The sequence below is a fragment of the Dyella sp. 2HG41-7 genome (assembly GCF_021390675.1).
Classification (GTDB): domain Bacteria; phylum Pseudomonadota; class Gammaproteobacteria; order Xanthomonadales; family Rhodanobacteraceae; genus Dyella_B.
This window is the reverse complement of record NZ_JAJEJV010000004.1, coordinates 2,380,569-2,403,598: the sequence shown is the minus strand read 5'-3', so window position 1 is coordinate 2,403,598 and position 23,030 is coordinate 2,380,569. Positions and strand designations below refer to the sequence as shown.

Here is a 23,030-nt window from a genome sequence, read left to right as displayed (position 1 = left end):
TCCGCTACATCGGTTTTCATCAAGCACATCGCAAGTCGCGCCGCCAGCCAGCGCGCACGCACCATCCTGCGCGATGGCGCCAATCAGTCCTTAGGAATCAGGTTTTATGGCGTCGAGACTCATGCACCGCCCCTCTGACAAGGGGTCGTCCAATCCCGTCGTTGCGTGGCTGAGGAAAACTGCTCGCGTTTTGTCCGACCCTAGCGATGGGCCGCGCTTTTACGATGCGCCGCGTTCGGACCTGAAAAAGCACACATCGTTCGCCGCGTTGCGCACGCGATGGCGTATGGGGCTGAGCAAACCGAGCCTTGTCAACGACATCGACCGTCGCAAACTGCGGTTGAATCGGGAGATTCAGGAGCGCCTGGGCGTTCTACCCAATCTGTTTGCGCTTCCAACCACCACCACGGAGCTCGCGGAAGAACTCTGGCTTCATGCGAAAGCCGCATACCTGGACAATCCGCTTCCCCCGTTGTTCAAAGAGCGACTTGTCGTGCATCTCTCGCGCTTTTGCGAGATGCGTTATTGCGTCGTGCGGCACGCCGGGTTTCTGCTTGGACGAGGAGCGCCCGCCGGCGACCGTTCCGCCACACCCGAAACGCTAGACGCCGTTCTCGCTTTGCTGTCGCGCCCCGTGCCCAACGCGGTGCAACTGGAAGATATCTACGCACGATTGGATGCGCATCCGACGCCCATCGACATTCCCGCCCCGGGCACCAAGGCGGAAGAAGATCTGTTCGACGCCATCACCGCCATCTTTCTGGTTCCCGGCCGATCCTCGCACGCACGCACGGTGGTCTCGCGCGCCGTGGGCGAGGCATGTTTCGAAAACATCATGGGGCTGATGGTTTACATCCATTCGGCCCACTATTGGACGGAATTGCATCCTGAGTTGACGTACGAAGCAGACGTCATCTTGTTGATGGCGCAACATCAAGACCTTGCACGGCGGCTGCTCGATACTGCCGATTCGGAATGGGTGCATGCCGGCGACGCGCTGCGCGAAGCCATTGTCGGACAGCTCAGCGTGATGAATGCCGAGCTGCAGCATCGCACGCGCAACTTGTTGAGCGTCGTTCATGCGATTTTCGCTCGGACGGCCTCAAAGCATACGAATCTTGAAAATTTCTCAGGCGTATTTTTATCCCGCTTGAACGCGATCGGCCGCGTGCAAACGTATTTGTCGCGCCTCGAGCAAGGCGACAAAGTCACGTTCGACGATTTGCTGCGCACTGAACTGGCCGCGCATTCCGTCTCGCTACGGCAAGTCACCCTGGATGGCCCTGCCGGCATCCGATTACGGTCCACGACGTTGCAGACGTTTGCGCTGGCCATTCACGAGCTGATCGTCAACGCTCTGAACTACGGCGCGCTCGCTTCGCCCACCGCGCACCTGACGGTTCGATGGGATGTAGAACAGAGCGACGGTCAGGCGCCGATCCTGCATGTGCATTGGCAGGAAACCGGCGTGGAGTGCATCCAGGTATTTCACACCAATGTCCAACAAGGCTATGGCATGGATTTGATCGAAAAAGCGCTTCCTTACCAGTTGAAAGCCAAGACCAAATACAACTTGACGCCTTCCGGCGTTCAATGCTCCATATCCGTACCGGTGCTCGCCTAAATGGGTCGCATCCGTTCGCAAGATGACCTTATCGCCAAATCACGCGCCATGACTTCCGAATCGCTAAGCGGAAAGTCCATTCTTATGGTGGAGGACGAATATCTCATCGCCGACACGGTGAGGGCCGCCCTCGATATGGAAGGCGCAAGCGTTGTCGGCCCCTTCTCGAACGTCGCCGACGCGCTGCAAGCGCTCGATCAAGGTATTAAGCCGGACGCAGCCCTTCTCGACGTGAATTTGAACGGAGAGCGCGTGTTCCCGCTGGTCGATCGCCTAATGGCCGATCACGTGCCTATGGCGCTGACCACCGGTTACGACGGAAGCGCCATTCCACATATTTACGCGCATATTCATCGCCTGCAAAAACCTGTGCACCTCTACGAGCTGCTCGACTGCATCAACAATTTGCTCCGGTAGCGGCGACTTCGAATCAAATTACGTTCATGCCAAGTGCATTGTCTTGGCGTGACGCGTTTAGCGTTACGTCATCATGATAAATGGCGCAAGCATTCACTCACTCTTGTTCGTATGTTCACGCCATTCCCAGATTGGAGACATGACACTTACGACACCGCTAGTTCGAACAACGAGTATTTCTATGTCCGATCAAGAGAAAGTCGACGCCACCCCTCGGGGTTTTGCCGCCATGGACGAACAGCGCCGGCGTGAAGTGGCGAGCCTGGGCGGCCGCATCGCGCACGCGCGCGGACGCGCACATCGTTTTACGCCGGAGGAAGCGCGTAAAGCCGGTCAAAAAGGCGGCAGCCAAATCAGCCGCAATCGCAAGCAATTGGCCGAGCTCGAACGCAACGCCAATCAGCACGAAGAAGCGCCCGAAATTCCCGACAAGATATGGACCTGACGCAAACCACGTTATTTGTCGGCATTCTCGCCCTGGCGACGTTGGTGCTCTACTATCAATTCAAAGCGCGCTCCGAACATCCGGCGCGCATTTACGGCGATATCAGCAGAGACGATCGGCGCTTTTTGCGGCAAGCCGCAACGGTATCCGCAACCGAAGTCACGCTAAGCCAGCTTGCGTTGAAAATGTCCAATACGGCCTTGGTGCAATACATGGCCAAGCGGATCGTCGACGATCAGACGCAAGTCAATCGCAAGCTCGCCAGCCTGGCTTGGCGATACCGCGTGCATGTATCGGCGGAACCCGGGCCCGAAGCGCAGAAACGCGCGCAACAGCTACGCGCGCTGCAAGGCGGCGCGTTCGATCAAGCGTATGACGACGTCGTTCTGCAGGATCATCGCAAAGCGATCGACCTATTTACGGCGGCGACGGGCAGCGCAAACGCCGAGATCCGGCAACTCGCCGAAGCGACATTGCCCACGCTGGATTTGCATTTGAGAATGGCGGAAGATCTCGACCCGCGCGGCGCGTCTTCGCCGCTCCCGCCGATGTAGGGCCTGTTCGCACTATTTGCGTGGCCCGCGCCGGAAGCTGCTTGCTCGCCAGCCAAGGAAGAGCTAAGGAGTGTACGTCCGTACACGACTGAGCGATGACGCGGGATGGCGAGCAAACAGACCCGGCCCTTCGGGTTGTCGATGAGTGGCCGCCATGCGGTAGCGCGCGGCTTGACTTGGCAGCCAGCCAAGCCTGCGCCACGCACTACCACCTGTCGGCCACTCATCGACAACGCGGGCTACGCAAATAGTGCAAACAGGCCCTAGTTACGGGCCCGCCATAAAAACGCGGAGATCATCGACGAGTTGCTGATAGCGATAATCGCGCGTATCCGCATTGATGGAACGAAGCACCGATGACGGATGCCACGTCGCCATTGCATCGAGCTCGCCGGGAAGCTTGAACCACCGCCCATGGCTCACCGAGAGCTTGAACGCCGTTCCGAAAAACGCCTGCGCCGCCATAGCGCCCAGCGCAAGAATGCGTTGCGGACGCACTTCGCGCAGTTCTGCGGCGAGCCATTGGCGGCAAACCGCCTGCTCGGCGGCGTTTGCGCGCCGGACCGTGCGTTGCTTGCCGCGAAGCTCGCGTTTGATATGTTTCACCGCATAGGTGAGATACACATCGCGCCGCTCCAGGCCGCTTTCTTTGAGCGCGCGATCCAACAGCTCACCCGCCTGCCCGACGAATAGCTGGCCGGTTTCGTCTTCTTGCAGGCTCGGCTGTTCGGCCACCAGCATCATCGCGGCATGCACGGGGCCCGTGCCGAACACGGCGTGCGTGGCGTGTTTCCACAGCGTGCAATCCTGGCAACGCGCCGCCATGTCGCGCAGTCGTTCCAGCGACCCATGCGGCGGCGGCAAGGTCGGAGGCCTCGCTAACGGATATTTCCACGGCACGCGCGTTTGCGGCATGTCGGCGTCCCTCGCACGATTGGATTGCGGCTTCCGCTGCCGCCTGTCGAAGAGGAGCACGAGTTCAGCCGATCAAGTCATTAAACGCCATGCAACGTGTGCCTTGCGTGCGGGCACACGTCGTACGCACAGACGCTTCGATCACCGCGATGAGGAGTGGTGCGCTGCCTTGGCGCGTTCGGCGGACATGCGACTTCGTTGGCCGCCCTTTTTGCCGAGTTCCGCGTAGCCTTCGCGTCCCAATTCCTGTCGACGCGCTTCGCCGCCTTGTTTGCCGAGTACGGAATAGCCTTCCGAACCCAGCTCCTCTTTGCGCGCGGCGCCGCCTTTTTTGCCAAGCGCCGAATATCCTTCCGGCCCTAATTGCTCCTTGCGAGCCTCGCCGCCTTTACGGCCAGCCTCGCGCACAGTCATGGCACCCCGATCCGGGTTACGCTGTTTCCTACTCATGCTTTTACCTCTTGCAGTGCTCTCGCAAACGTCGACGAGAAAAAACAATACGACAATGCGTTGATTCACCATGCCACTGCCAATGTGATGCTTATGTGCTCCTGCCGCTCACATTGCGCTTAAAGTTTGCTGTGCATCACATAACGAATCGCTGCTGCGCATGTAGCAGCGCGCATGATTACGTTGTTGCAACACGCTTTGAACCAAACGAAAACGCTCGCGCTCGATTTTCATCGATCATGGTTTTCGCCAAGGATTATCGATATTTTCCGCATACGGCGAGATGCACGCAAAAACGCATGTGCGACGACGCGTCGCACATGCATCGAAAACTTTTTCTTGCGCGACCGCAATAGCTTTCACACTTGTGAAGACGGAGCCGCGATCGCATGCGCCGCATGCGCGCTGCTTACTGCTGACCTGGACACTGATCGCCGGGCATCATCAATTGGCGCACTTCGCATTCGATATTCCATTCGTCGCCATGCACTTTCAGAAAGCGCTTGGTAAGTTCGATAGCTTCGTCCTGCGACGCGGCTTCGAGCAAAGCGTAGCCGCCGATAACTTCCTTTACCTCGGTAAATGGGCCATCGATGACACTTAACTTGCCCTTCGCCAGTTTGACGCGCACACCGGAAGCGGTCGGCATCAGCCCGGCCGTATTGATGAGCTTCCCTTCCCGGGTAAGCTCTTCCATAAGCTTGCCCATATCCGCCATCAGCTGGGCGCTCGGGATCAGGCCCGAGTTTTCATTGATTCGTACCATCGATAGAAAACGCATCGTCGTAGCTCCGTATTCGGGGTTGACGGAGCGGGGACGTCGCAAGAAATCGACCTAACAGATCCCACTCCTTGCCTAGGCGACGAACCAGGCTTTCACGGATCGACACGCGGCTTTTCGCCAGACGCCTTCACGAAATCGACGAAGGCCCGCAACGGCGCCGGCATCAGCCGGCGGCTGGGAAAATAGAGGAGGGGCCCGCTGAAATGCGGCCACCACGGATCGAGGATGGGTTCGAGCTCGCCGCGTTGGATATACGGGCGCAGCCAATCTTCGAAGAGATAAATGACGCCTGCCCCAGCCACTGCCATATCGACAGCGAGATCCGTCGCCGCGCCGACGCGCACGATCAACGGACCGGAAGGCTCCAGCTTGATCAGCTCTTCGCCCTGTTCGAATTCCCACGCATTGATCATGCCGCTGCTGAAACGGCCACGAATGCATGCATGCGAGAGCAAATCCTGCGGATGCTGTGGGCGACCGCGACGATCCAGATAAGCCGGCGCCGCGGCGCAGGCGAAGCGTTGCACACGCGGTCCGATCGGCACCGCGATCATGTCTTGTTCCAAGCGTTCGTCGTAGCGAATGCCGGCGTCGCATCCCGAGGCGAAAACATCGACAAAACTGTCTTCGGCGACGATTTCCACATCGATCTCGGGATACGCGGCGAGAAAGCCGGGAAGAATCGAAGGAAGCACCAGACGCGCCGCGCTGACCGGCACGTTAAGTCGCAGCGAGCCGATTGGTTTGTCGCGCGCGCTGTTGACGACATCAAGCGCCGATTCCACTTCGGCCAGCGCGGGCCCCAGGCGATCAAGCAAGCGACGTCCCGCGTCGGTCGGCGCAACGCTGCGCGTGGTGCGATTGAGCAAGCGGACGCCGAGCTGGGTTTCCAAACGGCGCACGGCCTCGCTCAAACCGGAAGGGCTCATATCGCCTGCCCGCGCCGCGTCTCGAAATCCGCCCGCCTTGGCGACGGACATAAAGGCATTCAGATCGCTCAGATCGGCATTCATTGTTCGATATCTCGCACAGGTCGTGCGGATTGTGCGCTCTTATCGCGCGGTCCGACAGCGATTACGCTTTGCGGCAGGCCAAAGGAGCACACCATGTCCACCACTCGCACTTCCGACGTTTTCACATTGGGCGACCGCCCGGTAAATCGCCTCGGCTACGGCGCTATGCAGCTTGCCGGCCCCGGCGTATTCGGCCCACCGAAAGATCACGCACAGGCCCTGGCCGTGCTGCGCGCCGCGGTGGCGTCTGGCGTGAACCATATCGACACCAGCGACTTCTACGGCCCGCACGTCACCAATCGACTGATTCGCGAAGCACTCGCGCCGTACTCGAAGGACTTGATCATCGTCACCAAAGTCGGCGCACGGCGCGGCGAGGATAAATCGTGGATGCCCGCGTTTTCGCGCGAAGCGTTGACGAGCGCCGTCCACGACAACTTGCGCAATCTTGGATTGGATGCGCTCGATGTCGTCAATCTGCGCGCCATGTTCGGCGTGCACGGACCTGCGGAAGGGTCGATCGAGGCACCCCTGACCGTACTCGCCGACTTGCAGCGGCAAGGTTTGATCCGGCATGTCGGCCTTAGCAACGTAACGCCAACGCAAATCGCCGAAGGGCGAAAGATATGTTCGATCGTGTGCGTGCAGAACCATTACAACCTGGCGCATCGTGCGGACGATGAACTGATCGATAGCCTGGCGCGCGAAGGTGTCGCGTACGTTCCGTACTTTCCGCTCGGCGGATTCACGCCGTTGCAGTCGTCGACGCTGTCGGACGTCGCGCAGCGCCTCGACGCGACGCCTATGCAAGTTGCGATTGCCTGGTTGCTGCGTCGCTCGCCAAATATGCTGCTTATTCCAGGCACGTCGTCGATCGCGCACTTAAACGAAAATCTGGCTGCAGGCGATCTGCGCCTGCCTGACGATGCAATGATTGCATTGGATGGCATTGCGCAACATCACACCGACAACGCGGCGGCGCATCACGCCTGAGTCGTCGATACGCTCAAAAATCTGGACGGAACGATGTTGCGGTCGTTCCGTTTCAGCTGTCGCGGTAAATTCGACAAACGTCTCTACCGCCCTGCTCGGTCACGTCATTCCCAACGATTGGCGTTTTTCGGAAATCCTGGGCGCTGTACGCGCACCACGCAAAACCGTTGTCCCGAGGGCGCTTGCATCACCACCCAACGCTCAAGGCGATCCACCACCTGGGCGCCCAATTTTTCCAAGCGAGTCACTTCGGCGGGAATGTTGTCGGTCTCGATATCGATATGCACGCGGCTTTCGTGGGCAACGCGTTGAATTTGAACGATGGGCTCGTCCTCGGGCGTCTCCAGCATGCGGTAGTTGCCGCGTGTGCCCGGATGATTCGGGTCGACCGGCCGCCCCAAAGCATCGGCCCAAAAGCTGGCGGCCTTATCGATATCGGGCACGTTGCAATCGATAAGGAGTGCGCAAAGGCGGGAATAATGCATATCGTGTTCATCCCAATTCCATGGAAACAGAGCTGTTTTCTACAGCCTCGCCGCCGACATGAAAAGGGTTCACGTCGCAGACCGACAACAGATAGCGCGGTTTGAAGTGCCTTATAGGGATGCGCCCTGACAAACTTCTAACAAGCTTCGGTATTGAATGCGCATACCCACACGAGGAGGGATGCTCATGAAGACGCGAAAAAACGGTATGACGGCCGCAAAAGTTGTCGCGGCAGCTTTGGTTTTAGGGGTGGTTTGCGGCGCGGCGGCAGCCCAGGATTTGGGCCAGTTGGGCGGAAACCTCGGCGGAATGCTGGGCGGAAAAGGCGGTTCCATGTCATCCGGGAGCATGGGTAACGTGGCCGGTTTGCTGCAGTACTGCGTAAAGAACAATTATCTTGGCGGCGACTCAGGTGCTTCGGGAATCGCCGGCAAGTTGCTCGGTAAAACGCAAGGCGGGTCAAGCAATTCCGATTACACCAGCGGCATGAGCGGCATCCTCAAAGGCAGCAACGGGCAAAGCACCAACCTGTCCGATGTCGGTGGCGGCAACAGCGATCTGAAATCGAAGATCACCACTAAGGCTTGCAACGTCGTGCTCAAGCAAGGCAAGAGCTTTTTGGGTCACTGACCCGACACGGCTCGTGCAAGAGAAAACGCACCGGCTTTCTGGCCGGTGCGTTTTTTATGGCCGGATTTCAGGCTCGACCAGTTGCGTCAACAAACTGAGCGATTCCTGCCAACCGAGGTAACACGCCTCGACCGGTATCACTTCGGGAATGCCTTCCTGGACCACATGCAGCTCCGTTCCGCAGAACACCGCACGCAGGGACACGGTCGTCTGCATTTGTCCGGGCAGATTCGGATCGTCGAAAACACCGGTATATCGAATACGCGAATGCGGCGCCAATTCGAGATATTCGCCGCCGAACGCGTGACTGTTGCCCGTGGTGAAATTGGTGAAGGACATTTTGTATCGCCCACCCACCCGGGCATCCAGCTCGTACACCTTGCCGGTAAAGCCATGCGGCGGTAGCCATTTGGCCATCGCCTGTGCATCCAGAAAGGCGCGATAAACGCGTTCGGGCGGGGCGCGAAGGACACGTTGAAGGCGAACGGTTTGCGTGGACATGCTGGACTCCGAAGTCAGAGGACGACCCTCTCATGGTTATGACGAATGTCCAGCCGACAATTCGACAAGTCGCCATCGTCGAACATGAGACAAGGGGCGCTGCACAGCATACCCCGCAACTCTGCTATGAAACGTCGGCGCCCACGCCTCACTTCTTTTCGGCTTCCCGCTGCTTTCGGAATTCCGGCACGGGCAATCCGCCCCATCCGAAGTTTTCCAGCTCCACTTCATCGATCACCACAAAGGTGGAATCGAGCGGTTTGTTCAAGACATCGCGCAATACTTCGCTGACGCCTTTGATCACGGCCGCTTTTTCTTCCGCTGTAGCCGCGCTCCGTCCGGGGCCCGAACCTTCGCGCGTGATTTGAATATTGACGATAGGCATGTGAATGCTCCTGATTGACCGAATAAGGGGCGAGCGACGGCTCGCCCCAATCTGCGATTAGTGACCGGCGCTCTGGCCGCCATCGACGTGCAGAATTTCGCCCGTCACGAAGCCGGCAGACTCCAAATAGAGAACCGCGTCGACGATGTCGCCGATCTCGCCCATGCGACCGACCGGATGCAGCGAGGCCAGGGCGGCATGCGTTTCCGGCCCGTGCATCGGCGTTTTGATCACACCAGGAGACACTGCATTCACGCGTATGCCGCGCTTGGCGTATTCGATGGCCAACGACTTGGTCGCTGCATTAAGGCCGCCCTTGGTTAGCGACGCCAACACGGACGGCACGCCGTCGATGGCATGATCGACAAGGCTTGTGGTGATATTGACGACATGACCGCTGCGCTGCTTTTCCATCTCGGCGATCGCCAGCTGAGTGATATGGAAGAAACCGTCCAGATTTACCGATAAGGCTTTTGCGTACTCTTCCTGCGTGAAAGCCGTGAACGGCTTGGCGAGAAAGATGCCGGCGTTATTGACCAAGGTGTCGATGCGACCGAAACGCGATAGCGCTTCTTTCACCATCTGTTCGGCGACGGCGCGATCCGAAATATCGCCGGCCACCGTCACGATATCGGCATCGCTGGACGGCTTGATGGAGCGCGAGTTGGCGACGACGCGATAGTCGCGGTCGCGAAAAGCTTTGACCAAACCTGCGCCGATGCCCTGCGATGCGCCAGTAATAACGACGACCTTGCGTGAAGTGTTCATGATGTTTTGCCTCGAAGATTAAGGGGAGTGAGGTCAGACGATTGAATGTCGACAGCCCGTAATCTAGGCGCGCAAAACGCCTGTGCGAATCCCCGTCGTTCGGCAGACACTCTTCCGAAAAACGGTCGAATCGCCAAAGACTCAGTGAGAGGCTTCTTTGCTCCAACATGCAAATTGCGCGCGAAGGCGCGGCAGCGCGAAATCGGCGAACGCACGCACTTTCGGCACGGAAAGTCGCCCGAAAGGCGACACCAAGTGAACTGGAATGGGCGGGTGCTCGGCGTCCGCAAGCACGATGCGCAGTTGCTTTTGTTTGATTTCCGACGCGATGTGATAGGAAAACAGACGCGTAACGCCATGCCCGTCCACCGCCGACGCTGCGGCGGCGCGCACGCTATTGATGATCAGGCGCGGCGTGAATGCGACGGTGCGAGGAACCGACGATCCCTCCAGCGGCGGAAAGCTCCAGGAATCGATGCCGAAGTGCGGCATCGCGATAATCTGATGCTTCGCCAAATCGCCCGGCTCTTCGATGCGCGGATGCATGGAGAGATAACGCGGCGATGCCGCCACCACGCGTCGCACTTCGCCAATCGGCTGCGCGACGAGGGTGGAATCGGCGAGATGAGAAATTCGCAACGCCAGATCGATGCCTTCGTCGATCAAATTCACCGGACGATCCAGCAAATACAACCGAGCACTGACGGTGGGATGCTCTTCCATAAAGGCATCCACGATGGGGCGTAGCAACTCCACGCCCGCAACCACCGGCGCGGTAATCGTCAGCGTGCCGCGCGGAACGGAACGCTCGCCCGCGGCTTGCCTGTCCGCCTCTTCCAGATCCATCAGCAACTTTCTGCACGCCATGGCGTAACGTTCGCCGGCTTCGCTCAATTTGATCGAGCGGGTGGTTCGATGCAGCAACGGAACGCCGACGTGCGCTTCGAGAAACGCCACCGCCCTGCTTACGGCTGCGGCGGATCGGCCGGTGCGGCGACTGGCGCCGGCGAGGCTGCCTTCGTCAAGCGCCGCGATAAAAATCTTCATGGCATCGATACGATCCATAGGACGCGCCTCGGGTGGGAAGGATCGTTGAGAACGTGAAACGGGATGCTACGCCATGAGAGAAGCGCTGGCACTCTTGCCTCACAGTCATTCCGGCGAAGGCCGGAATCCAGTTAAATACATAGTGCGTAGCACTCATTATTATTTTGAGTGCTTCGCACAGCGTATTTGTACTGGATTCCGGCCTTCGCCGGAATGACATCGCGAGAAAGGTGTGGATTTCGAGTGGATTTATATTGGCGCAATCTGCAAATGCAACCAAGCCCTTCACTAGCACACCGACCGCTCGGCCTGAACCAACTCTTCTTTCAACGCCTGCATCAACGCCGCCGACGACAAGGCCCGCGCCAACGGCGCTCCCTGCCCCGCCCACTGCGCACCGTAGCCGCTTTGGTCTGCAGCTTTACCAGCTGCGTGCAACGCTTTGCCAACGTCGTATGCAATCGGGTAATCGGGAATGGCCTCGTTCGGAACGGCGCTTCCCCATTGCGTGAAATCGTTGGCGAGGCTGCGCGCGGGACGGCCGGAGATGACGCGCGTCATCGTGGTGTGATGCGCGGCGGCGCTGAACAATCGCTCGCGATATCCGGCGTCGGCCAGCGATTCGTCCGTGGCGACGAACGCCGTTCCCAATTGCGCCGCTTGTGCACCCAGCGACAAAGCCGATGCGATCCCTGCGCCGTCCATGATGCCGCCCGCCGCAATAATCGGAAGATTGACCGCACGCACAAGCAGGCGCGTCAAGGCGAAAGTACCCAGTTGGCTGTCCTCGATATCTGGATCGAATACACCGCGATGTCCGCCGGCTTCGTAGCCCTGCGCAACGACGGCGTCGATGCCAGCCGCCTCAATTAATTTCGCTTCGTCCTGGTTGGTCGCCGATGCGAGAAGCACGATGCCCGCATCATGCAACGCTTGAATTTGATGCGGATGCGGCACGCCGAAATGAAAGCTCACCGCGCGCGGCTTTTCTTCCACCAACATGGCAAGCATGTCGTTGTCGACGAGAAAAGACGTGTAGATCTCATGCAGCTCTTGCGGAGCTTTCGCGTTCCAACGATCGAACTCCGGTTGCAATCGCGCGAGCCACGCCGACGCCTTCTGTTTATCCGCGTGCGCGGGCCGATGAACGAATACATTCACATTGAGCGGCCCTCCACTCAAACGCCGGAATTCGTGAATGGCCTCCCGTGCCTTGCTAGCGTTCATCGCGCCGACGCCCAAAGAGCCCAAACCACCGCTGGTGCTTACGGCCGCCGCCATGGCGGGCGACGACACGCCGGCCATCGGCGCCTGAACGATCGGTACGTCGATACCGAGCAGATCGAGCAATGCGGAGGGGACTTGGGTCGACATCGCAGACATCTCTTGCGGAATCACGCGGCAACTGTAGCCCTACCGCCTATTTCCGCGAAACAGGGCGCAGTGGGAATCAGTCTTGCGCCAAATGAAAGAATGGCCGACTTCGCAAGCGCGACGCGTCAATCGCTTTCCGGCCAAAGGATCGCTTGCGCCACCACTACGTGCTCGCCATTGAACGTCGCTGCCGGCGAACCGTACAGCTGGTATCCGAGCTCCAACGCTTCGGATACGCGTCGGCAAAACGCCGCATCGTCTTTGCCGGTCAATATCCGATATCGCGGCAGCCCTTCGGGTGGCTTATTCGACATGAAAGGTTTCCTTACGTAATTGTCGGACGGTAATTCGTGGCGATTATGACTCGCCCGGGTGATAAACCCGTTCGATATGCCCTTTCAGTTCGTCCGTCCAGAAATAGACGTTACGCAAATTGCCGGTCGTATAACGTTCCGCTTCATCGTCGAAATGCGGGGAATCCATATGTCCGCTTTCGCCGCCCGCTGTGATGGCGCGGGCGCGCACGCGGTCGCCGAATTCCACTACCGCCACAAAGCTGTTGCCGCTGGTGCCGTAATAGCGTTTTGTGCCTGGCCAGCGATGCGCGCCGAACGACGCAAGCGAACCCCAGCGCGACGATGTAAACGGCACCGGAATACTGGGCTTGGCGTCGTTGAATGGCTGCACGATATCGCTGCTGATACGCTGGAAGCGATTGACCTCGCCCCACGGCGTACCCCAGCTTCCAAAATCCTTCTCCAAGCGGTCGGACGCTTCGACCAGCGCTTGTAGCCGCGCCTTGGCGCCGGCTTTTTCCGCCATCAGGTCGTACACCGACAATCCTTCCGCGTTATCGGCCTTATCCATTTCGTTCCACAACGTATCGCCCCAATACACGGCGAGCGTGGTGGGCATCGAGGCGACACCCCAACGGAAATTCCAATGGCGCAGCATGGCGATTTGGCCGGCCAGCTTTTGTTTGAGTGGATCATTCGTGGGAAGCGCATCGTAGTCGCGCACGAGAATGGGGATCTGACGGGCGAATTCCGGCAAATAGGAATCGAAGGCCAAGGTGATCAACGATTCGAGCGTAAAACCTTGCTGGTCGGTAAGCAGCATGGTGGCGTGGATGCCGCGCGGATTTTCGCCGACGGTATCCATGTAGCGCGGAAAATCGCTGCGTTTAGGGCTATAAGGACCCGCTGCGGAGTACGGCCAATCGTTCGTATTGAAAATCCAGCCATTGGGCGGATTGAGCAGATGCGGCAGATCGTCGAGCGCGGTCAAGCCTTTCCAATCGGTGGCAGGATTGCTGCCGTCGACCGGCTTGGTGTAATCGAATTGATTGTCGCGCTTGGGGATGAACTGCGGATGCAGATAAGCGATTTCGCCCTTGTCGTCCGCGAATAACGTGTTGTTCGACGAATTGGCCTTGAGCTCGGCGACCTTCATATAGCTGGCGTAATCGGTCGCCTTGGTGCGCAGCCAGCTTTGCTCAAGCGCCGCCGTCGGCTTGTTCATCAAAGCAATGGCCAGCCACTTTCCATCCTGCTCTCTTACGATGGGGCCGTGATGGGTTGCATAAACCGTGAAGCTGCGCTCGGCTGCCGTGCCATCGGCGTTGCGATAAGGGATGGAAATTTTCCGCACCGTAACGGGCCGCAAATCGTTGCCGTAACGATAGAAAAGCTTGCCGTCCTTGTGCACGATGGTTTCGGCGAATTCATCCACCGCATCGGCCGTCGTCGAGGTGTGCATCCAACCGATATGCGGGTTGAAACCCTGGTAGATGAAGAACTGCCCCCACGTCACCGCACCGTAGGCATCGAGTCCTTGGTCGCTCGACATCTGCAATTCGGAGCGGAAATAAAACGAGGTGTGTGGATTGATCAGCAATAACGCATGGCCATCGACCGTGAGTTTGGGCGCAATGGCGATGCCGTTGGAACCGGACGGTTCCACCCAGCTCGATGGCGTATCCGCCGCAGCCACCTCGCGATCGCCCGGTCCGTAAAACGCTTGCAGCGATTTCAACGACACGCGTTCGGTATCGCCGCCAATGCTGCCTTCGCTGAAACTCAGCGCCATCCAGGGCTCGAAATGCGTAATCACTCGCGGATGCGTTTGCGGATGCGTGGCGAGGTAATCGTTCAAACCGTCGGCCCATGCGTTCATCAGTGCCTGCAGCCACGCGGGACTTTGCGTGTACTGCTTTTTCAGATCAACGGGATCGATAAACAACCGCATGCGAAGGTCGCTCCAGATCGCCGATTCGCCTTCCGCTTGCGCGAGCCAACCTAGGGAATTCAGGTAATTGGTTTCGACGCGATTGAAGTCGTCTTCCGCTTGCGCATAGGCCATGCCGAACACGGCATCGGCGTCGGTTTTGCCGTGCACGTGGGCAATGCCCCAGTCGTCGCGAGTGATCGTTACCGCCTGAGACTCGCTGCGCCACCGTGTCTGTTCGGGATCGGCCGCGTGCGCGGTGGCGACCAGGCCGAGCGCAAGCCCGAGCGCTGCTGCGCGGAGTACTCGATTGAAACCTTCCCCACCACGATTTCGCATCGCGTCATGACCTATCGGATAAGCATCCGGCGATGGTAACCAATGCCTCCGCTTGCCGTAAGCTGACGATTGGCCCATAGAGGCCCGTACGCGCTGCTAAATGTGCGTATCCTGGAGTTGTCGCGCGACTTGGCTGGGCACCTGTATGCCGATCGGATCGTCGTCGTTGCCGAAAACGCGCTCGACACGCCGACGTTCGCGGCGCACGAGGCCGGCACGCTCGATCAAACCGCGGAATGTTTCGCCCGACGCGGGATCGCTGGTCGCCTCGCCGACGCTGAAGCGAATCCGGTAGGCGCGATTCGCTGCATTCATGTCTTCCATCGCTTCGCCCACGCGCATCAGCGCAATCACGCCGCCGGTGCTTTCGTCATTGGCGATGACGGCGAATTCGTCGCCCTCGGTCCGGGCGACGATATCGGCAGGCGCAAAGCTGGCCCGAAGTATCCCTGCGATGTCGCGCATAATGCGCACGCCAACATCGTTGCCAAAATCTTCGCCGATCTCTTTGATGTTTTCGATATTGAAAATAAGCAAGGTCACGATGACATGGTTTCGCTGCGCTTCGAGAAACGATTGCTCGCCCAGCAGCGCAAACCCGCGGTAATTGAGTACGCCAGTGACATCGTCCGTCAGCGACAGCTCGCGCAGGCCACGTTCCATCGTGTTGATGCGACGGCCCATTAAAGAGACCAGCCCGCACAATGCTGCGGCCAGCACGGCAATCGTCAATCCCACCGCGACCGGCGGAGATAGCCAGCCAGCGCCGGCCATGGCGGAACTGATCAGCATGGCGGCGAAGGGAAGCAGCAATACAAACGGAAATACGCGACGCGCCAAACGGCTGCCAAGCCCCTTCCCGATCAACGCCGAAAAATAGCCGTGTTGCGCCCGCCAACCCGTCAGCGCAACGGCAAGCAACAGCATGCACGCCAAAGTGTGCGGCGAGGTGCGCGTAGACATGCTCTGCCCGAACAGCTGCACGGCGTTGAAGCAATAGCCGGAAAAAACGATCAGCGCCTGCAAGGAAAGCAGGATCGACAACACGAACACCGCAATGCCGAACGACCGACGCGGCACCGTGGCGAGCAGCAGGCTTGCCGCCATCATCAGCAAATACGTGGCCGTTTGGGCCGACATCAATCCCGGTTTATCGCTGGTGGTATCGGCGACGATAAGCGTATCCAAGCCCGTAGGACGACCGCTGAAATGCTCGTATAGCGCCACTACGGCAAGCAGAAGGACCAGCATCGCCGCAACACCACCACCCCACCAACGTGCCGTGCTGTATTTGGCCGATAGCAATCCGAGGCTCAGCGCGCTCAAAAACATGCCCGACGCCGTGTCGAATTTCATCAAATACCAGCCACGGGGAAACCAGGGCCGCACGCCGTGAATAAACCACGCCAGCAGTATGAGCATGGCTATCGAGGCTGCCACCGCCGCGCAAACGCTCTGCGCGATAGCAAGGCGTTTAAGAAAAACGGCGTCGGACTCACTCGTTGTCAAAACGATCGGGTCGTTGGTGTTCATAGGAGCGGAACAGGCGGTGGGCGGTTATCTAGCCGAAACGCTCAAACGGGTGCGATCCATCGAACCCCTACTCGCTGGCACCGGATCGCGGCCTCAGCATACCGCCGCGCCGAAGCGAGGAAGCGTTCGCTGGATCATGGTTTTGCAACGGCGCGAATTACTGCAGTCGCGATGTGAAAACGGCGTGTAGATTCGGACGGCTAGGCGCCGCAGCAAGCAGGCAGGCCCGTACCCGAAGAACAACGACCCTAGTTGCGCAACGCGGCAGCGTGATAGGCCACGTGCTCGCCGATAAAACTCGCCACAAAGTAGTAACTGTGGTCGTAACCGGGGCGCATATGCAGGGTGACCGGCTGGCCGACCGAATCGGCGGCTTGCTTGAGCAGTTCCGGGCGAAGCTGCGTGTGCAGAAATTCGTCGGCGTCGCCCTGATCGATCAACAACGGCAGCTTTTCGTTGGCGTTTTTTACCAATTCGGTCGCGTCGTACGCCCGCCACATTTCACGGTCGTCGCCGAGGTATGCCGTAAACACCTTCTCGCCCCACGGCACTTGCGACGGCGCGACGATGGGCGAGAACGCCGACACGCTGCGATAGCGTCCCGGGTTCTTCAGCGCAATGGTCAACGCGCCATGACCGCCCATGGAATGCCCGCTGATGGCGCGTGCATCCGTCACCGGAAAATTCTCTTCGATTAGCGCCGGCAACTCATGCGCGACGTAATCGTACATGCGGTAGTGCCGCGACCATGGCGCCACCGTCGCGTTGAGATAAAAGCCGGCGCCCTGCCCCAGATCGTAGGCATCGCTGTCCGCGACGTTGTCGCCGCGTGGACTGGTGTCGCAGACCACCAAGGCGAGCCCGTGCTCGGCGGCGTAACGCTGCGCACCGGCTTTGGTGATGAAGTTCTGCTCGGTGCAGGTGAGCCCCGACAGCCAGTACAGCGCTGGCACAGGCCGCTTTTCCGCGTGCGGCGGAAGATAAACGGCCACGCGCATATCGCCATCGAGCGTTAATGAACGATGGCGATAAACATCCTGCCAACCGCCGAAGCATGCCCGATGTTCGATGCGTTCCATTCGCGTAACGCCTTAGAAATGAATGACCGTACGTATCGATTTGCCTTCGTGCATCAGATCGAAGGCTTCGTTGATGCGCTCCAGCGGCAAGGTGTGCGTGATAAACGGATCCAGGCGGATTTCCCCGCGCATGGCCTGCTGCACCATGCCTGGCAATTGCGTGCGCCCTTTGACGCCGCCAAACGCGCTGCCGCGCCACACGCGACCGGTGACCAATTGGAACGGGCGTGTGTGAATTTCTTTGCCGGCGCCCGCCACGCCGATGATGATGCTTTCGCCCCAGCCTTTATGGCAGCACTCCAACGCGGCGCGCATCACATCCACATTGCCGATGCATTCGAAGCTGTAATCGACGCCGCCATCCGTCATCGCAACGATCACGTCCTGAATGGGTTTGTCGTGGTCCTTTGGATTGATGCAATCGGTGGCGCCCATCTCGCGCGCCAGATCGAATTTCGACGGATTCACATCGATGGCGAGAATGCGCGACGCCTTGGCTTGCATCGCGCCTTGAATCACCGCAAGGCCAATGCTACCCAAGCCGAATACGGCAACCGTTGCACCGGCCCCCACCTTGGCGGTGTTGTGCACCGCGCCAATACCAGTGGTGACACCGCAACCGAGCAGACACACCTTTTCCAGCGGCGCCTGCGCATCGATCTTCGCCAGCGAAATCTCCGGCACCACCGTGTATTCGCTAAAGGTGCTGGTGCCCATGTAGTGATAAATCGGCTGGCCCTGATACGAAAAACGCGTGGTGCCATCCGGCATCAGCCCTTTGCCCTGCGTGGCGCGCACGGCCTGGCAGAGGTTGGTCTTGCCGGAAAGGCAAAATTTGCACTTGCCGCACTCGGCCGTATAAAGCGGGATCACGTGATCGCCGGGCTTCAAGCTCGCTACGCCTTCGCCCACTTCCATCACGATGCCGCCACCTTCGTGACCAAGCACTGCCGGGAAAATACCTTCGGGGTCGTCGCCAGAAAGCGTGAAAGCATCCGTGTGGCACACGCCGGTATGGGTGATCTTTACCAGCACCTCGCCAGCCTTGGGCGGCGCCACATCGATTTCGACGATTTCCAGCGGTTTGCCGGGGCCAAAGGCTACTGCGGCGCGTGATTTCATCGGCTTGCTCCTGCATGGTCGAACGGTAGACGCCGATTATCGGCCATGCCCGTCGCCAATCGGAATACACAAAACTCCGCGAGCGCCTCGCGCGACAGGATCGCAAAATGGCCGTACCGAGGAAGGCGAAAATGGTTATTGGGTCGCAGGCCTAGACGAGCGCATGATGGCCTCGACGTTCGGAGATGCCTTCGACAAGCCATGACCGCCCGCCGCACCACGGTCGCATTGATTTCCATGTTGTGGCTCGCAAGCGCCGCAATCGCCGCCGATGCGCAATCGAGCGAAGCCTGGCAGGCCCAACAAGCGGCCGCTGCAACCAAAGCGGATGGCATCATGGCCCAAGCCAATCAGCACAAAGGGCTGCTGGGGCAATATCAGATTCTGCATCGCGCTTATGCGAGCGACGATTCACCCGCGTTCCGACTGATATTCGGCCAATACATCAGTTGGTACCAAAGTTTTCTTGGCGACTATGTCGATGCGGTAAAGAGCTTTTCGATTGGTCAACCGCTGCAACCGGGCGATCGTCCATCGCCGCTGGAGTCGGAGGGATATGTCGCGCATCCAGCTATCGATGCCATTCCAGACATCGCCAAGAACGACCAGATCGTATTACTCAACGAAGCGCACAACGTGGCGATGACGCGCAGCCTGACCGTGCCTTTGCTTAGCCGGCTGTACGCGGAGGGCTTTCGCTACTTTGCGGCCGAAACGCTAGTTCAAAGCGATACGCAACTCGCAACGCGCGGTTATCCCACCAACGACAGCGGCTTCTACACGGAAGAACCCGTGTACGCGGAAATGATCCGCACGGCGTTGAAGCTTGGCTTCAAGGTCGTCGCGTACGAAGCGACATCGTCCGCCACCAGCACCGATGCGCGCGAAGCGGAACAAGCGCGACATTTATACGAAAGTGTCTTTGCACAAGATCCACATGCGCGACTGGTTATCAACGCCGGCTACGAGCACATCGTGACATCGGGGAGCTATCTGGACGGCACCTCCATGGCCGAACATCTGCGCAAACTTACCGGCGCCAGCATGTTGTCGATCGAGCAGACGGCGATGTATCCGCATCCCTTCAGTAAGAGCGATCACCCCTATTACACCCAAGTGATAAAAAAGTTGCAGCCGGACGCGCCGATCGTTTTTGTCGACCCCCATGGCAAGCCCTGGTCGTTGCGCGCAGCCAACGATGTGACGGTATTTTTTCCGCCGGAAAGACTCGATCACGGTCGGCCGACCTGGCTAAGTCTTGGAGGTTTGCGCAGCGCGCATCTGGTCAGCGCGTATCACTGCTTAAACCATTATCCCTGCCTGATCGAAGCGCGTTATGCCAACGAGGGTGACGACGCCATACCCGCCGATCGTGTGTTGATCGATATGCTTCCGCTGACGATGGCCACCACCCAAATGCAAATGCCGATCTACAGCAGCGCCCAGGGCATTCCGTCGAGCGTTCTCTATTTGAGACCAGGCCATTATCAATTGAGCTTTATCGCCGATGGCGACAAGACCATTCATCGAGAGACTATCGAAGTCGCCGAAGCAAAACCCGAACCCTAAATCGAATGGCATTTGGCCATTTTAGAAAAGGCGTCCGGTAGACTCGCACGGTTCATCCGCTCTCGGTGATTCATGCGAAATCGTCTCGCTCTTGCTTTTGCGCTCGCACTCTCGTTGGTTGGCAACGCTTGTAGCCAAACGTCCACGGCTTCCAATGACGGCACGGCGGCCGATCATGGCCCGATCGTCGTTCTTATCACCATCGACGGCTTTCCCGCGCGCGCGCTGAAGGATCCGCGCCTGCCGATGCCGACACTTCGCGCATTGCAAGCGCACGGCGCGTCGGCGGTCGCGATGCAGCCAATCAATCCCTCCGTTACCTGGCCAAATCACACCGCGCTGATCACCGGCGTCAATGCCGCCGAGCATCATGTGATGGCTAACGGCCTGATCACGTTCCCGTCGGATGGCAGCGTGCCGGAAGTAAAACCCTGGACGCCCAAAGACCAGCTCGTCCATGCGCGCACGCTTTACGATGCGCTTGCTGAAAAAGGCATGAGCACGGGGCAAGTGGATTGGGTGGCCATTTACGGCGCCAAAAATGTGCGCTGGGCTTTTGCCGAGCAGCCTGATGCGGACGGGCCGATTGCGCGCGACCTGATCGCGCAGCATCTCGTTACGCGCGACGCCGTGGCGAGTTTTGGCGATGACAGCACGCCTGCCTGGCGCGATCAGATATGGACGGATGCCGCCATCGACATCCTGACGCGACACACGCCCAACTTGCTTTTGTTCCATCTGCTGCAGACGGACACGTTGCAGCACGAATACGGCGCGCTCTCGCCGGCCGCTTACGCGGCGTATGCGTATGCCGATGCGAGCATCGCTCGCTTGATCGATGCTGCGCGCAAAGCGGGCTTGCTCGATCGCATCACGTTTGTCATCGCCTCCGATCACGGTTTCGCCGACTACACGCACATCATTCATCCCAACGTTGCCTTGGTGCGCCAAGGCTTGCTGCACAAGACCGATGGCAAGTATCGCGGCGATGTCTGGATTCAACCCGAAGGCGGCGAAGCATCGCTTTATATTCGCGACAAAACCAAACGCGCATCGCTTGTGCCTCAGCTCAAACATTATTTCGAGACGCTGCCCGGCGTAGCCGCGGTTTATACAGGCGATGACGCTCAACGACTCGGCATTCCCACGCCAGGCTCCACCGATCAAGCGCCGGATTTATATCTGATCGCCAAACCCGATTACGCGTTTATGGATGGGGCCGAGGAACCTCTCATCACAAATGTGAAGCCCGCCCGTGGCGCGCACGGTTATTTAAATACCGAAGCAGACATGCAGGCGCTTTTTATCGCATCGGGTGCGCATATTCGGCCTGGCGTAAATCTCGGCGCAATCAGCAATCTGCGCGTTGCGCCGACGATTGCGCGGCTACTCGATATTTCCTTGCCAGCAGCCACGCAGCCGCCTCTCAACGATATGTTGCAATGAGAACTGCACTGCAGATTTAAGAATGCTATGAGCCTCCTCAAGCATTACAGGTTTGCATCTGAATGCCGAAGACATTAAAAACAGGTGCAGGGGGCGTGCTCCCCCCGTGTTTTTGTTCGCCAACCCGGCCGCTGCCGGGCTGGTAGCCAACGATCGCGTCGACGATTGGAGGCTTCATGTTTCAGTACCGGTTGTTATGCAGATGAAGAAAGTTCCACCTCACATTGCCACCCTCGCCGCTGTTCTCACGATCAGCGCCGGCCTCACCGGATTTGCCCGACCGGCGCAAGCCACCGATCTTCCCGCGCCCGATGGCTGGCAATTGCAGTGGGGCGATACGTTCGCAGGCAATGCAGGTTCGCTTCCGTCGTCTGCGTTCTGGCGTGTCGATACGGGACACTCGTATCCGAGCGGCCCAGTGAATTGGGGTACGTCCGAAACCGAGAGTTACACCTCCGATGCCGCCAATATCCATCTGGATGGCAAGGGTCACCTGCTGATCATTCCGCAACGCGATGCGACCGGTCAGTGGACGTCCGGGCGCGTCGAAACCGTTCGCGACGACTTCAACGCGCCGCAAGGCGGCATGTTGCGCATGGAAGCACGCATCCAGATGCCCGACGTCACCGGCGACCGCGCGCTCGGTTATTGGCCCGCGTTTTGGGCGCTCGGCGCCAACTATCGCACCACGCGCATGTGGCCCACGGCTGGCGAGTTCGACATCATGGAAAGCGTCAACGGCCTAGATGCCGTATGGGGCATTCTCCATTGCGGCGTGAATCCTGGCGGCCCGTGCGGCGAACCGGTGGGCATCGGCAGTCGCCTACCCTGCCCGCACGAAGCATGCACGGCAGGTCCGCATACTTTTACGTTCGAATGGAATCGCAGTGTGACACCGGAGCAATTGCGCTGGTTTGTCGACGGGCAACTCGTCAACCAAGTGGCGGAAAATCAGCTTTCCGCCGACACCTGGCGCCAGCTCACCGATCAGCGCGGTTATTTCTTGCTGCTGGATGTTGCGATGGGCGGCGGCTTCTCGTTCGTCATGGCCGGTTGGAAACCCACGCCCACACCCACGACGGAACCCGGGCATCCGATGATCGTGGATTATGTCGCCGTGTGGACCAAACCCAGTACGGGCAAGAAGGTTCCGGTCGCTTCGGAAATGGCCGCCGATGCCGGCAAGCCTGGCGTGAAGCACGCCAACAAGATCTGACGGGTCCAGCGCCATGCCGATAGAACCGGCGTGGCATTCGAATATGCCTGTTTATGGCCGTTCTATACCGAATGGCGCGCAATGATATATACGTGACACCATCGCGTTAATCGG

Annotated in this window: 24 protein-coding genes; 9 read left to right on the top strand and 15 right to left on the bottom strand. The window is 59.0% G+C overall.

Annotation, left to right across the window (positions count from 1 at the left end):
• Positions 1 to 190: 190 nt before the first annotated feature.
• The 4 genes from L0U79_RS12195 (at position 191) to L0U79_RS12180 (ending at position 3,040) form a co-directional block, all read left to right on the top strand.
• Complete coding sequence (locus tag L0U79_RS12195; protein ID WP_233842546.1) at positions 191 to 1,624, top strand: sensor histidine kinase; 1,434 nt, start codon at positions 191 to 193, stop codon at positions 1,622 to 1,624.
• Positions 1,625 to 2,041 carry a response regulator gene (locus tag L0U79_RS12190; protein ID WP_233842545.1) on the top strand — a complete coding sequence of 139 codons (417 nt, stop codon included), beginning with the start codon at positions 1,625 to 1,627 and terminating at the stop codon, positions 2,039 to 2,041. It begins immediately after the preceding gene.
• A 181-nt stretch (positions 2,042 to 2,222) separates the two neighbouring features.
• The gene (locus L0U79_RS12185) at positions 2,223 to 2,486 is read left to right on the top strand and encodes a stress-induced protein (RefSeq protein ID WP_233842544.1); all 264 of its coding nucleotides are present in this window, start codon (positions 2,223 to 2,225) and stop codon (positions 2,484 to 2,486) included.
• Positions 2,477 to 3,040 carry a DUF4142 domain-containing protein gene (locus tag L0U79_RS12180; RefSeq protein ID WP_233842543.1) on the top strand — a complete coding sequence of 188 codons (564 nt, stop codon included), beginning with the start codon at positions 2,477 to 2,479 and terminating at the stop codon, positions 3,038 to 3,040. The genes L0U79_RS12185 and L0U79_RS12180 overlap by 10 nt, the downstream gene beginning before the upstream one ends.
• Positions 3,041 to 3,307: 267 nt before the next feature.
• Here L0U79_RS12180 and L0U79_RS12175 read toward each other — a convergent pair whose 3' ends face one another.
• From L0U79_RS12175 to L0U79_RS12160, 4 genes are all read right to left on the bottom strand, one after another.
• Positions 3,308 to 3,955 carry a UdgX family uracil-DNA binding protein gene (locus tag L0U79_RS12175; protein ID WP_233842542.1) on the bottom strand — a complete coding sequence of 216 codons (648 nt, stop codon included), beginning with the start codon at positions 3,953 to 3,955 and terminating at the stop codon, positions 3,308 to 3,310.
• A 141-nt stretch (positions 3,956 to 4,096) separates the two neighbouring features.
• The gene (locus tag L0U79_RS12170; protein WP_233842541.1) at positions 4,097 to 4,369 is read right to left on the bottom strand and encodes a KGG domain-containing protein; all 273 of its coding nucleotides are present in this window, start codon (positions 4,367 to 4,369) and stop codon (positions 4,097 to 4,099) included.
• Positions 4,370 to 4,814: 445 nt separating this feature from the next.
• Positions 4,815 to 5,186, bottom strand: coding sequence for a YciI family protein (locus tag L0U79_RS12165; protein WP_233842540.1), 372 nt, complete (start codon positions 5,184 to 5,186; stop codon positions 4,815 to 4,817).
• 95 nt (positions 5,187 to 5,281) lie between these two features.
• On the bottom strand, positions 5,282 to 6,181 hold the full coding sequence (locus tag L0U79_RS12160; protein ID WP_233843897.1) for a LysR family transcriptional regulator: 900 nt from the start codon (positions 6,179 to 6,181) through the stop codon (positions 5,282 to 5,284).
• Positions 6,182 to 6,295: 114 nt separating this feature from the next.
• On the opposite strand from L0U79_RS12160, the gene L0U79_RS12155 reads away from it, so the two are divergent.
• Positions 6,296 to 7,195 carry an aldo/keto reductase family oxidoreductase gene (locus L0U79_RS12155; protein WP_233842539.1) on the top strand — a complete coding sequence of 300 codons (900 nt, stop codon included), beginning with the start codon at positions 6,296 to 6,298 and terminating at the stop codon, positions 7,193 to 7,195.
• Positions 7,196 to 7,299: 104 nt separating this feature from the next.
• Here L0U79_RS12155 and L0U79_RS12150 read toward each other — a convergent pair whose 3' ends face one another.
• On the bottom strand, positions 7,300 to 7,680 hold the full coding sequence (locus L0U79_RS12150) for a VOC family protein (protein WP_233842538.1): 381 nt from the start codon (positions 7,678 to 7,680) through the stop codon (positions 7,300 to 7,302).
• Between the two features lie 187 nt (positions 7,681 to 7,867).
• On the opposite strand from L0U79_RS12150, the gene L0U79_RS12145 reads away from it, so the two are divergent.
• Positions 7,868 to 8,311 carry a DUF2501 domain-containing protein gene (locus L0U79_RS12145; RefSeq protein WP_233842537.1) on the top strand — a complete coding sequence of 148 codons (444 nt, stop codon included), beginning with the start codon at positions 7,868 to 7,870 and terminating at the stop codon, positions 8,309 to 8,311.
• A 54-nt stretch (positions 8,312 to 8,365) separates the two neighbouring features.
• On the opposite strand, the gene L0U79_RS12140 is transcribed toward L0U79_RS12145, so the two are convergent.
• The 10 genes from L0U79_RS12140 to L0U79_RS12095 form a co-directional block, all read right to left on the bottom strand.
• A complete protein-coding gene (locus L0U79_RS12140; protein ID WP_233842536.1) occupies positions 8,366 to 8,812 on the bottom strand; it encodes an SRPBCC family protein in 447 nt (148 codons plus the stop codon).
• Positions 8,813 to 8,960: 148 nt separating this feature from the next.
• Positions 8,961 to 9,197: a 4-oxalocrotonate tautomerase family protein gene (locus L0U79_RS12135; RefSeq protein WP_233842535.1), complete on the bottom strand. Its 237-nt coding sequence runs from the start codon at positions 9,195 to 9,197 to the stop codon at positions 8,961 to 8,963.
• A gap of 57 nt (positions 9,198 to 9,254) precedes the next feature.
• Entirely contained in the window at positions 9,255 to 9,965 is a 711-nt protein-coding gene (locus L0U79_RS12130; protein WP_233842534.1) for an SDR family oxidoreductase, read from the bottom strand.
• A 141-nt stretch (positions 9,966 to 10,106) separates the two neighbouring features.
• Positions 10,107 to 11,030 (bottom strand): LysR family transcriptional regulator, encoded by a 924-nt coding sequence (locus L0U79_RS12125; RefSeq protein WP_233842533.1) that lies wholly within the window; start codon positions 11,028 to 11,030, stop codon positions 10,107 to 10,109.
• A gap of 270 nt (positions 11,031 to 11,300) precedes the next feature.
• Positions 11,301 to 12,386 carry a nitronate monooxygenase gene (locus L0U79_RS12120; protein WP_233842532.1) on the bottom strand — a complete coding sequence of 362 codons (1,086 nt, stop codon included), beginning with the start codon at positions 12,384 to 12,386 and terminating at the stop codon, positions 11,301 to 11,303.
• Positions 12,387 to 12,511: 125 nt separating this feature from the next.
• Positions 12,512 to 12,700: a DUF1737 domain-containing protein gene (locus tag L0U79_RS12115; protein ID WP_233842531.1), complete on the bottom strand. Its 189-nt coding sequence runs from the start codon at positions 12,698 to 12,700 to the stop codon at positions 12,512 to 12,514.
• 43 nt (positions 12,701 to 12,743) lie between these two features.
• Positions 12,744 to 14,951: a penicillin acylase family protein gene (locus L0U79_RS12110; protein ID WP_233842530.1), complete on the bottom strand. Its 2,208-nt coding sequence runs from the start codon at positions 14,949 to 14,951 to the stop codon at positions 12,744 to 12,746.
• Between the two features lie 96 nt (positions 14,952 to 15,047).
• Entirely contained in the window at positions 15,048 to 16,373 is a 1,326-nt protein-coding gene (locus L0U79_RS12105) for a GGDEF domain-containing protein (RefSeq protein ID WP_233842529.1), read from the bottom strand.
• Positions 16,374 to 16,732: 359 nt separating this feature from the next.
• Complete coding sequence (gene fghA / locus L0U79_RS12100; protein WP_233842528.1) at positions 16,733 to 17,563, bottom strand: S-formylglutathione hydrolase; 831 nt, start codon at positions 17,561 to 17,563, stop codon at positions 16,733 to 16,735.
• A gap of 12 nt (positions 17,564 to 17,575) precedes the next feature.
• Entirely contained in the window at positions 17,576 to 18,685 is a 1,110-nt protein-coding gene (locus tag L0U79_RS12095; protein WP_233842527.1) for an S-(hydroxymethyl)glutathione dehydrogenase/class III alcohol dehydrogenase, read from the bottom strand.
• A 201-nt stretch (positions 18,686 to 18,886) separates the two neighbouring features.
• On the opposite strand from L0U79_RS12095, the gene L0U79_RS12090 reads away from it, so the two are divergent.
• The 3 genes from L0U79_RS12090 to L0U79_RS12080 all read left to right on the top strand — a co-directional run bounded on the left by L0U79_RS12090 (position 18,887) and on the right by L0U79_RS12080 (position 22,916).
• On the top strand, positions 18,887 to 20,254 hold the full coding sequence (locus L0U79_RS12090) for a hypothetical protein (protein ID WP_233842526.1): 1,368 nt from the start codon (positions 18,887 to 18,889) through the stop codon (positions 20,252 to 20,254).
• Positions 20,255 to 20,326: 72 nt separating this feature from the next.
• On the top strand, positions 20,327 to 21,700 hold the full coding sequence (locus tag L0U79_RS12085) for an alkaline phosphatase family protein (RefSeq protein ID WP_233842525.1): 1,374 nt from the start codon (positions 20,327 to 20,329) through the stop codon (positions 21,698 to 21,700).
• A 202-nt stretch (positions 21,701 to 21,902) separates the two neighbouring features.
• Positions 21,903 to 22,916, top strand: a complete 1,014-nt coding sequence (locus tag L0U79_RS12080) for a glycoside hydrolase family 16 protein (RefSeq protein ID WP_233842524.1) — start codon at positions 21,903 to 21,905, stop codon at positions 22,914 to 22,916.
• Positions 22,917 to 23,030: the final 114 nt, after the last annotated feature.

Excerpts from the sequence above, each read along its gene's own strand:
- L0U79_RS12190 (WP_233842545.1), top strand. The coding sequence starts at position 1,625 with ATGGGTCGCATCCGTTCGCAAGATGACCTTATCGCCAAATCACGCGCC.
- L0U79_RS12185 (WP_233842544.1), top strand. The coding sequence starts at position 2,223 with ATGTCCGATCAAGAGAAAGTCGACGCCACCCCTCGGGGTTTTGCCGCC.
- L0U79_RS12180 (WP_233842543.1), top strand. The coding sequence starts at position 2,477 with ATGGACCTGACGCAAACCACGTTATTTGTCGGCATTCTCGCCCTGGCG.
- L0U79_RS12175 (WP_233842542.1), bottom strand. The coding sequence starts at position 3,955 with ATGCCGCAAACGCGCGTGCCGTGGAAATATCCGTTAGCGAGGCCTCCG.
- L0U79_RS12170 (WP_233842541.1), bottom strand. The coding sequence starts at position 4,369 with ATGACTGTGCGCGAGGCTGGCCGTAAAGGCGGCGAGGCTCGCAAGGAG.
- L0U79_RS12165 (WP_233842540.1), bottom strand. The coding sequence starts at position 5,186 with ATGCGTTTTCTATCGATGGTACGAATCAATGAAAACTCGGGCCTGATC.
- L0U79_RS12155 (WP_233842539.1), top strand. The coding sequence starts at position 6,296 with ATGTCCACCACTCGCACTTCCGACGTTTTCACATTGGGCGACCGCCCG.
- L0U79_RS12150 (WP_233842538.1), bottom strand. The coding sequence starts at position 7,680 with ATGCATTATTCCCGCCTTTGCGCACTCCTTATCGATTGCAACGTGCCC.
- L0U79_RS12145 (WP_233842537.1), top strand. The coding sequence starts at position 7,868 with ATGAAGACGCGAAAAAACGGTATGACGGCCGCAAAAGTTGTCGCGGCA.
- L0U79_RS12140 (WP_233842536.1), bottom strand. The coding sequence starts at position 8,812 with ATGTCCACGCAAACCGTTCGCCTTCAACGTGTCCTTCGCGCCCCGCCC.
- L0U79_RS12135 (WP_233842535.1), bottom strand. The coding sequence starts at position 9,197 with ATGCCTATCGTCAATATTCAAATCACGCGCGAAGGTTCGGGCCCCGGA.
- L0U79_RS12130 (WP_233842534.1), bottom strand. The coding sequence starts at position 9,965 with ATGAACACTTCACGCAAGGTCGTCGTTATTACTGGCGCATCGCAGGGC.
- L0U79_RS12125 (WP_233842533.1), bottom strand. The coding sequence starts at position 11,030 with ATGGATCGTATCGATGCCATGAAGATTTTTATCGCGGCGCTTGACGAA.
- L0U79_RS12120 (WP_233842532.1), bottom strand. The coding sequence starts at position 12,386 with ATGTCGACCCAAGTCCCCTCCGCATTGCTCGATCTGCTCGGTATCGAC.
- L0U79_RS12115 (WP_233842531.1), bottom strand. The coding sequence starts at position 12,700 with ATGTCGAATAAGCCACCCGAAGGGCTGCCGCGATATCGGATATTGACC.
- L0U79_RS12110 (WP_233842530.1), bottom strand. The coding sequence starts at position 14,951 with ATGCGAAATCGTGGTGGGGAAGGTTTCAATCGAGTACTCCGCGCAGCA.
- L0U79_RS12105 (WP_233842529.1), bottom strand. The coding sequence starts at position 16,373 with ATGCTCATACTGCTGGCGTGGTTTATTCACGGCGTGCGGCCCTGGTTT.
- fghA (WP_233842528.1), bottom strand. The coding sequence starts at position 17,563 with ATGGAACGCATCGAACATCGGGCATGCTTCGGCGGTTGGCAGGATGTT.
- L0U79_RS12095 (WP_233842527.1), bottom strand. The coding sequence starts at position 18,685 with ATGAAATCACGCGCCGCAGTAGCCTTTGGCCCCGGCAAACCGCTGGAA.
- L0U79_RS12090 (WP_233842526.1), top strand. The coding sequence starts at position 18,887 with ATGACCGCCCGCCGCACCACGGTCGCATTGATTTCCATGTTGTGGCTC.
- L0U79_RS12085 (WP_233842525.1), top strand. The coding sequence starts at position 20,327 with ATGCGAAATCGTCTCGCTCTTGCTTTTGCGCTCGCACTCTCGTTGGTT.
- L0U79_RS12080 (WP_233842524.1), top strand. The coding sequence starts at position 21,903 with ATGAAGAAAGTTCCACCTCACATTGCCACCCTCGCCGCTGTTCTCACG.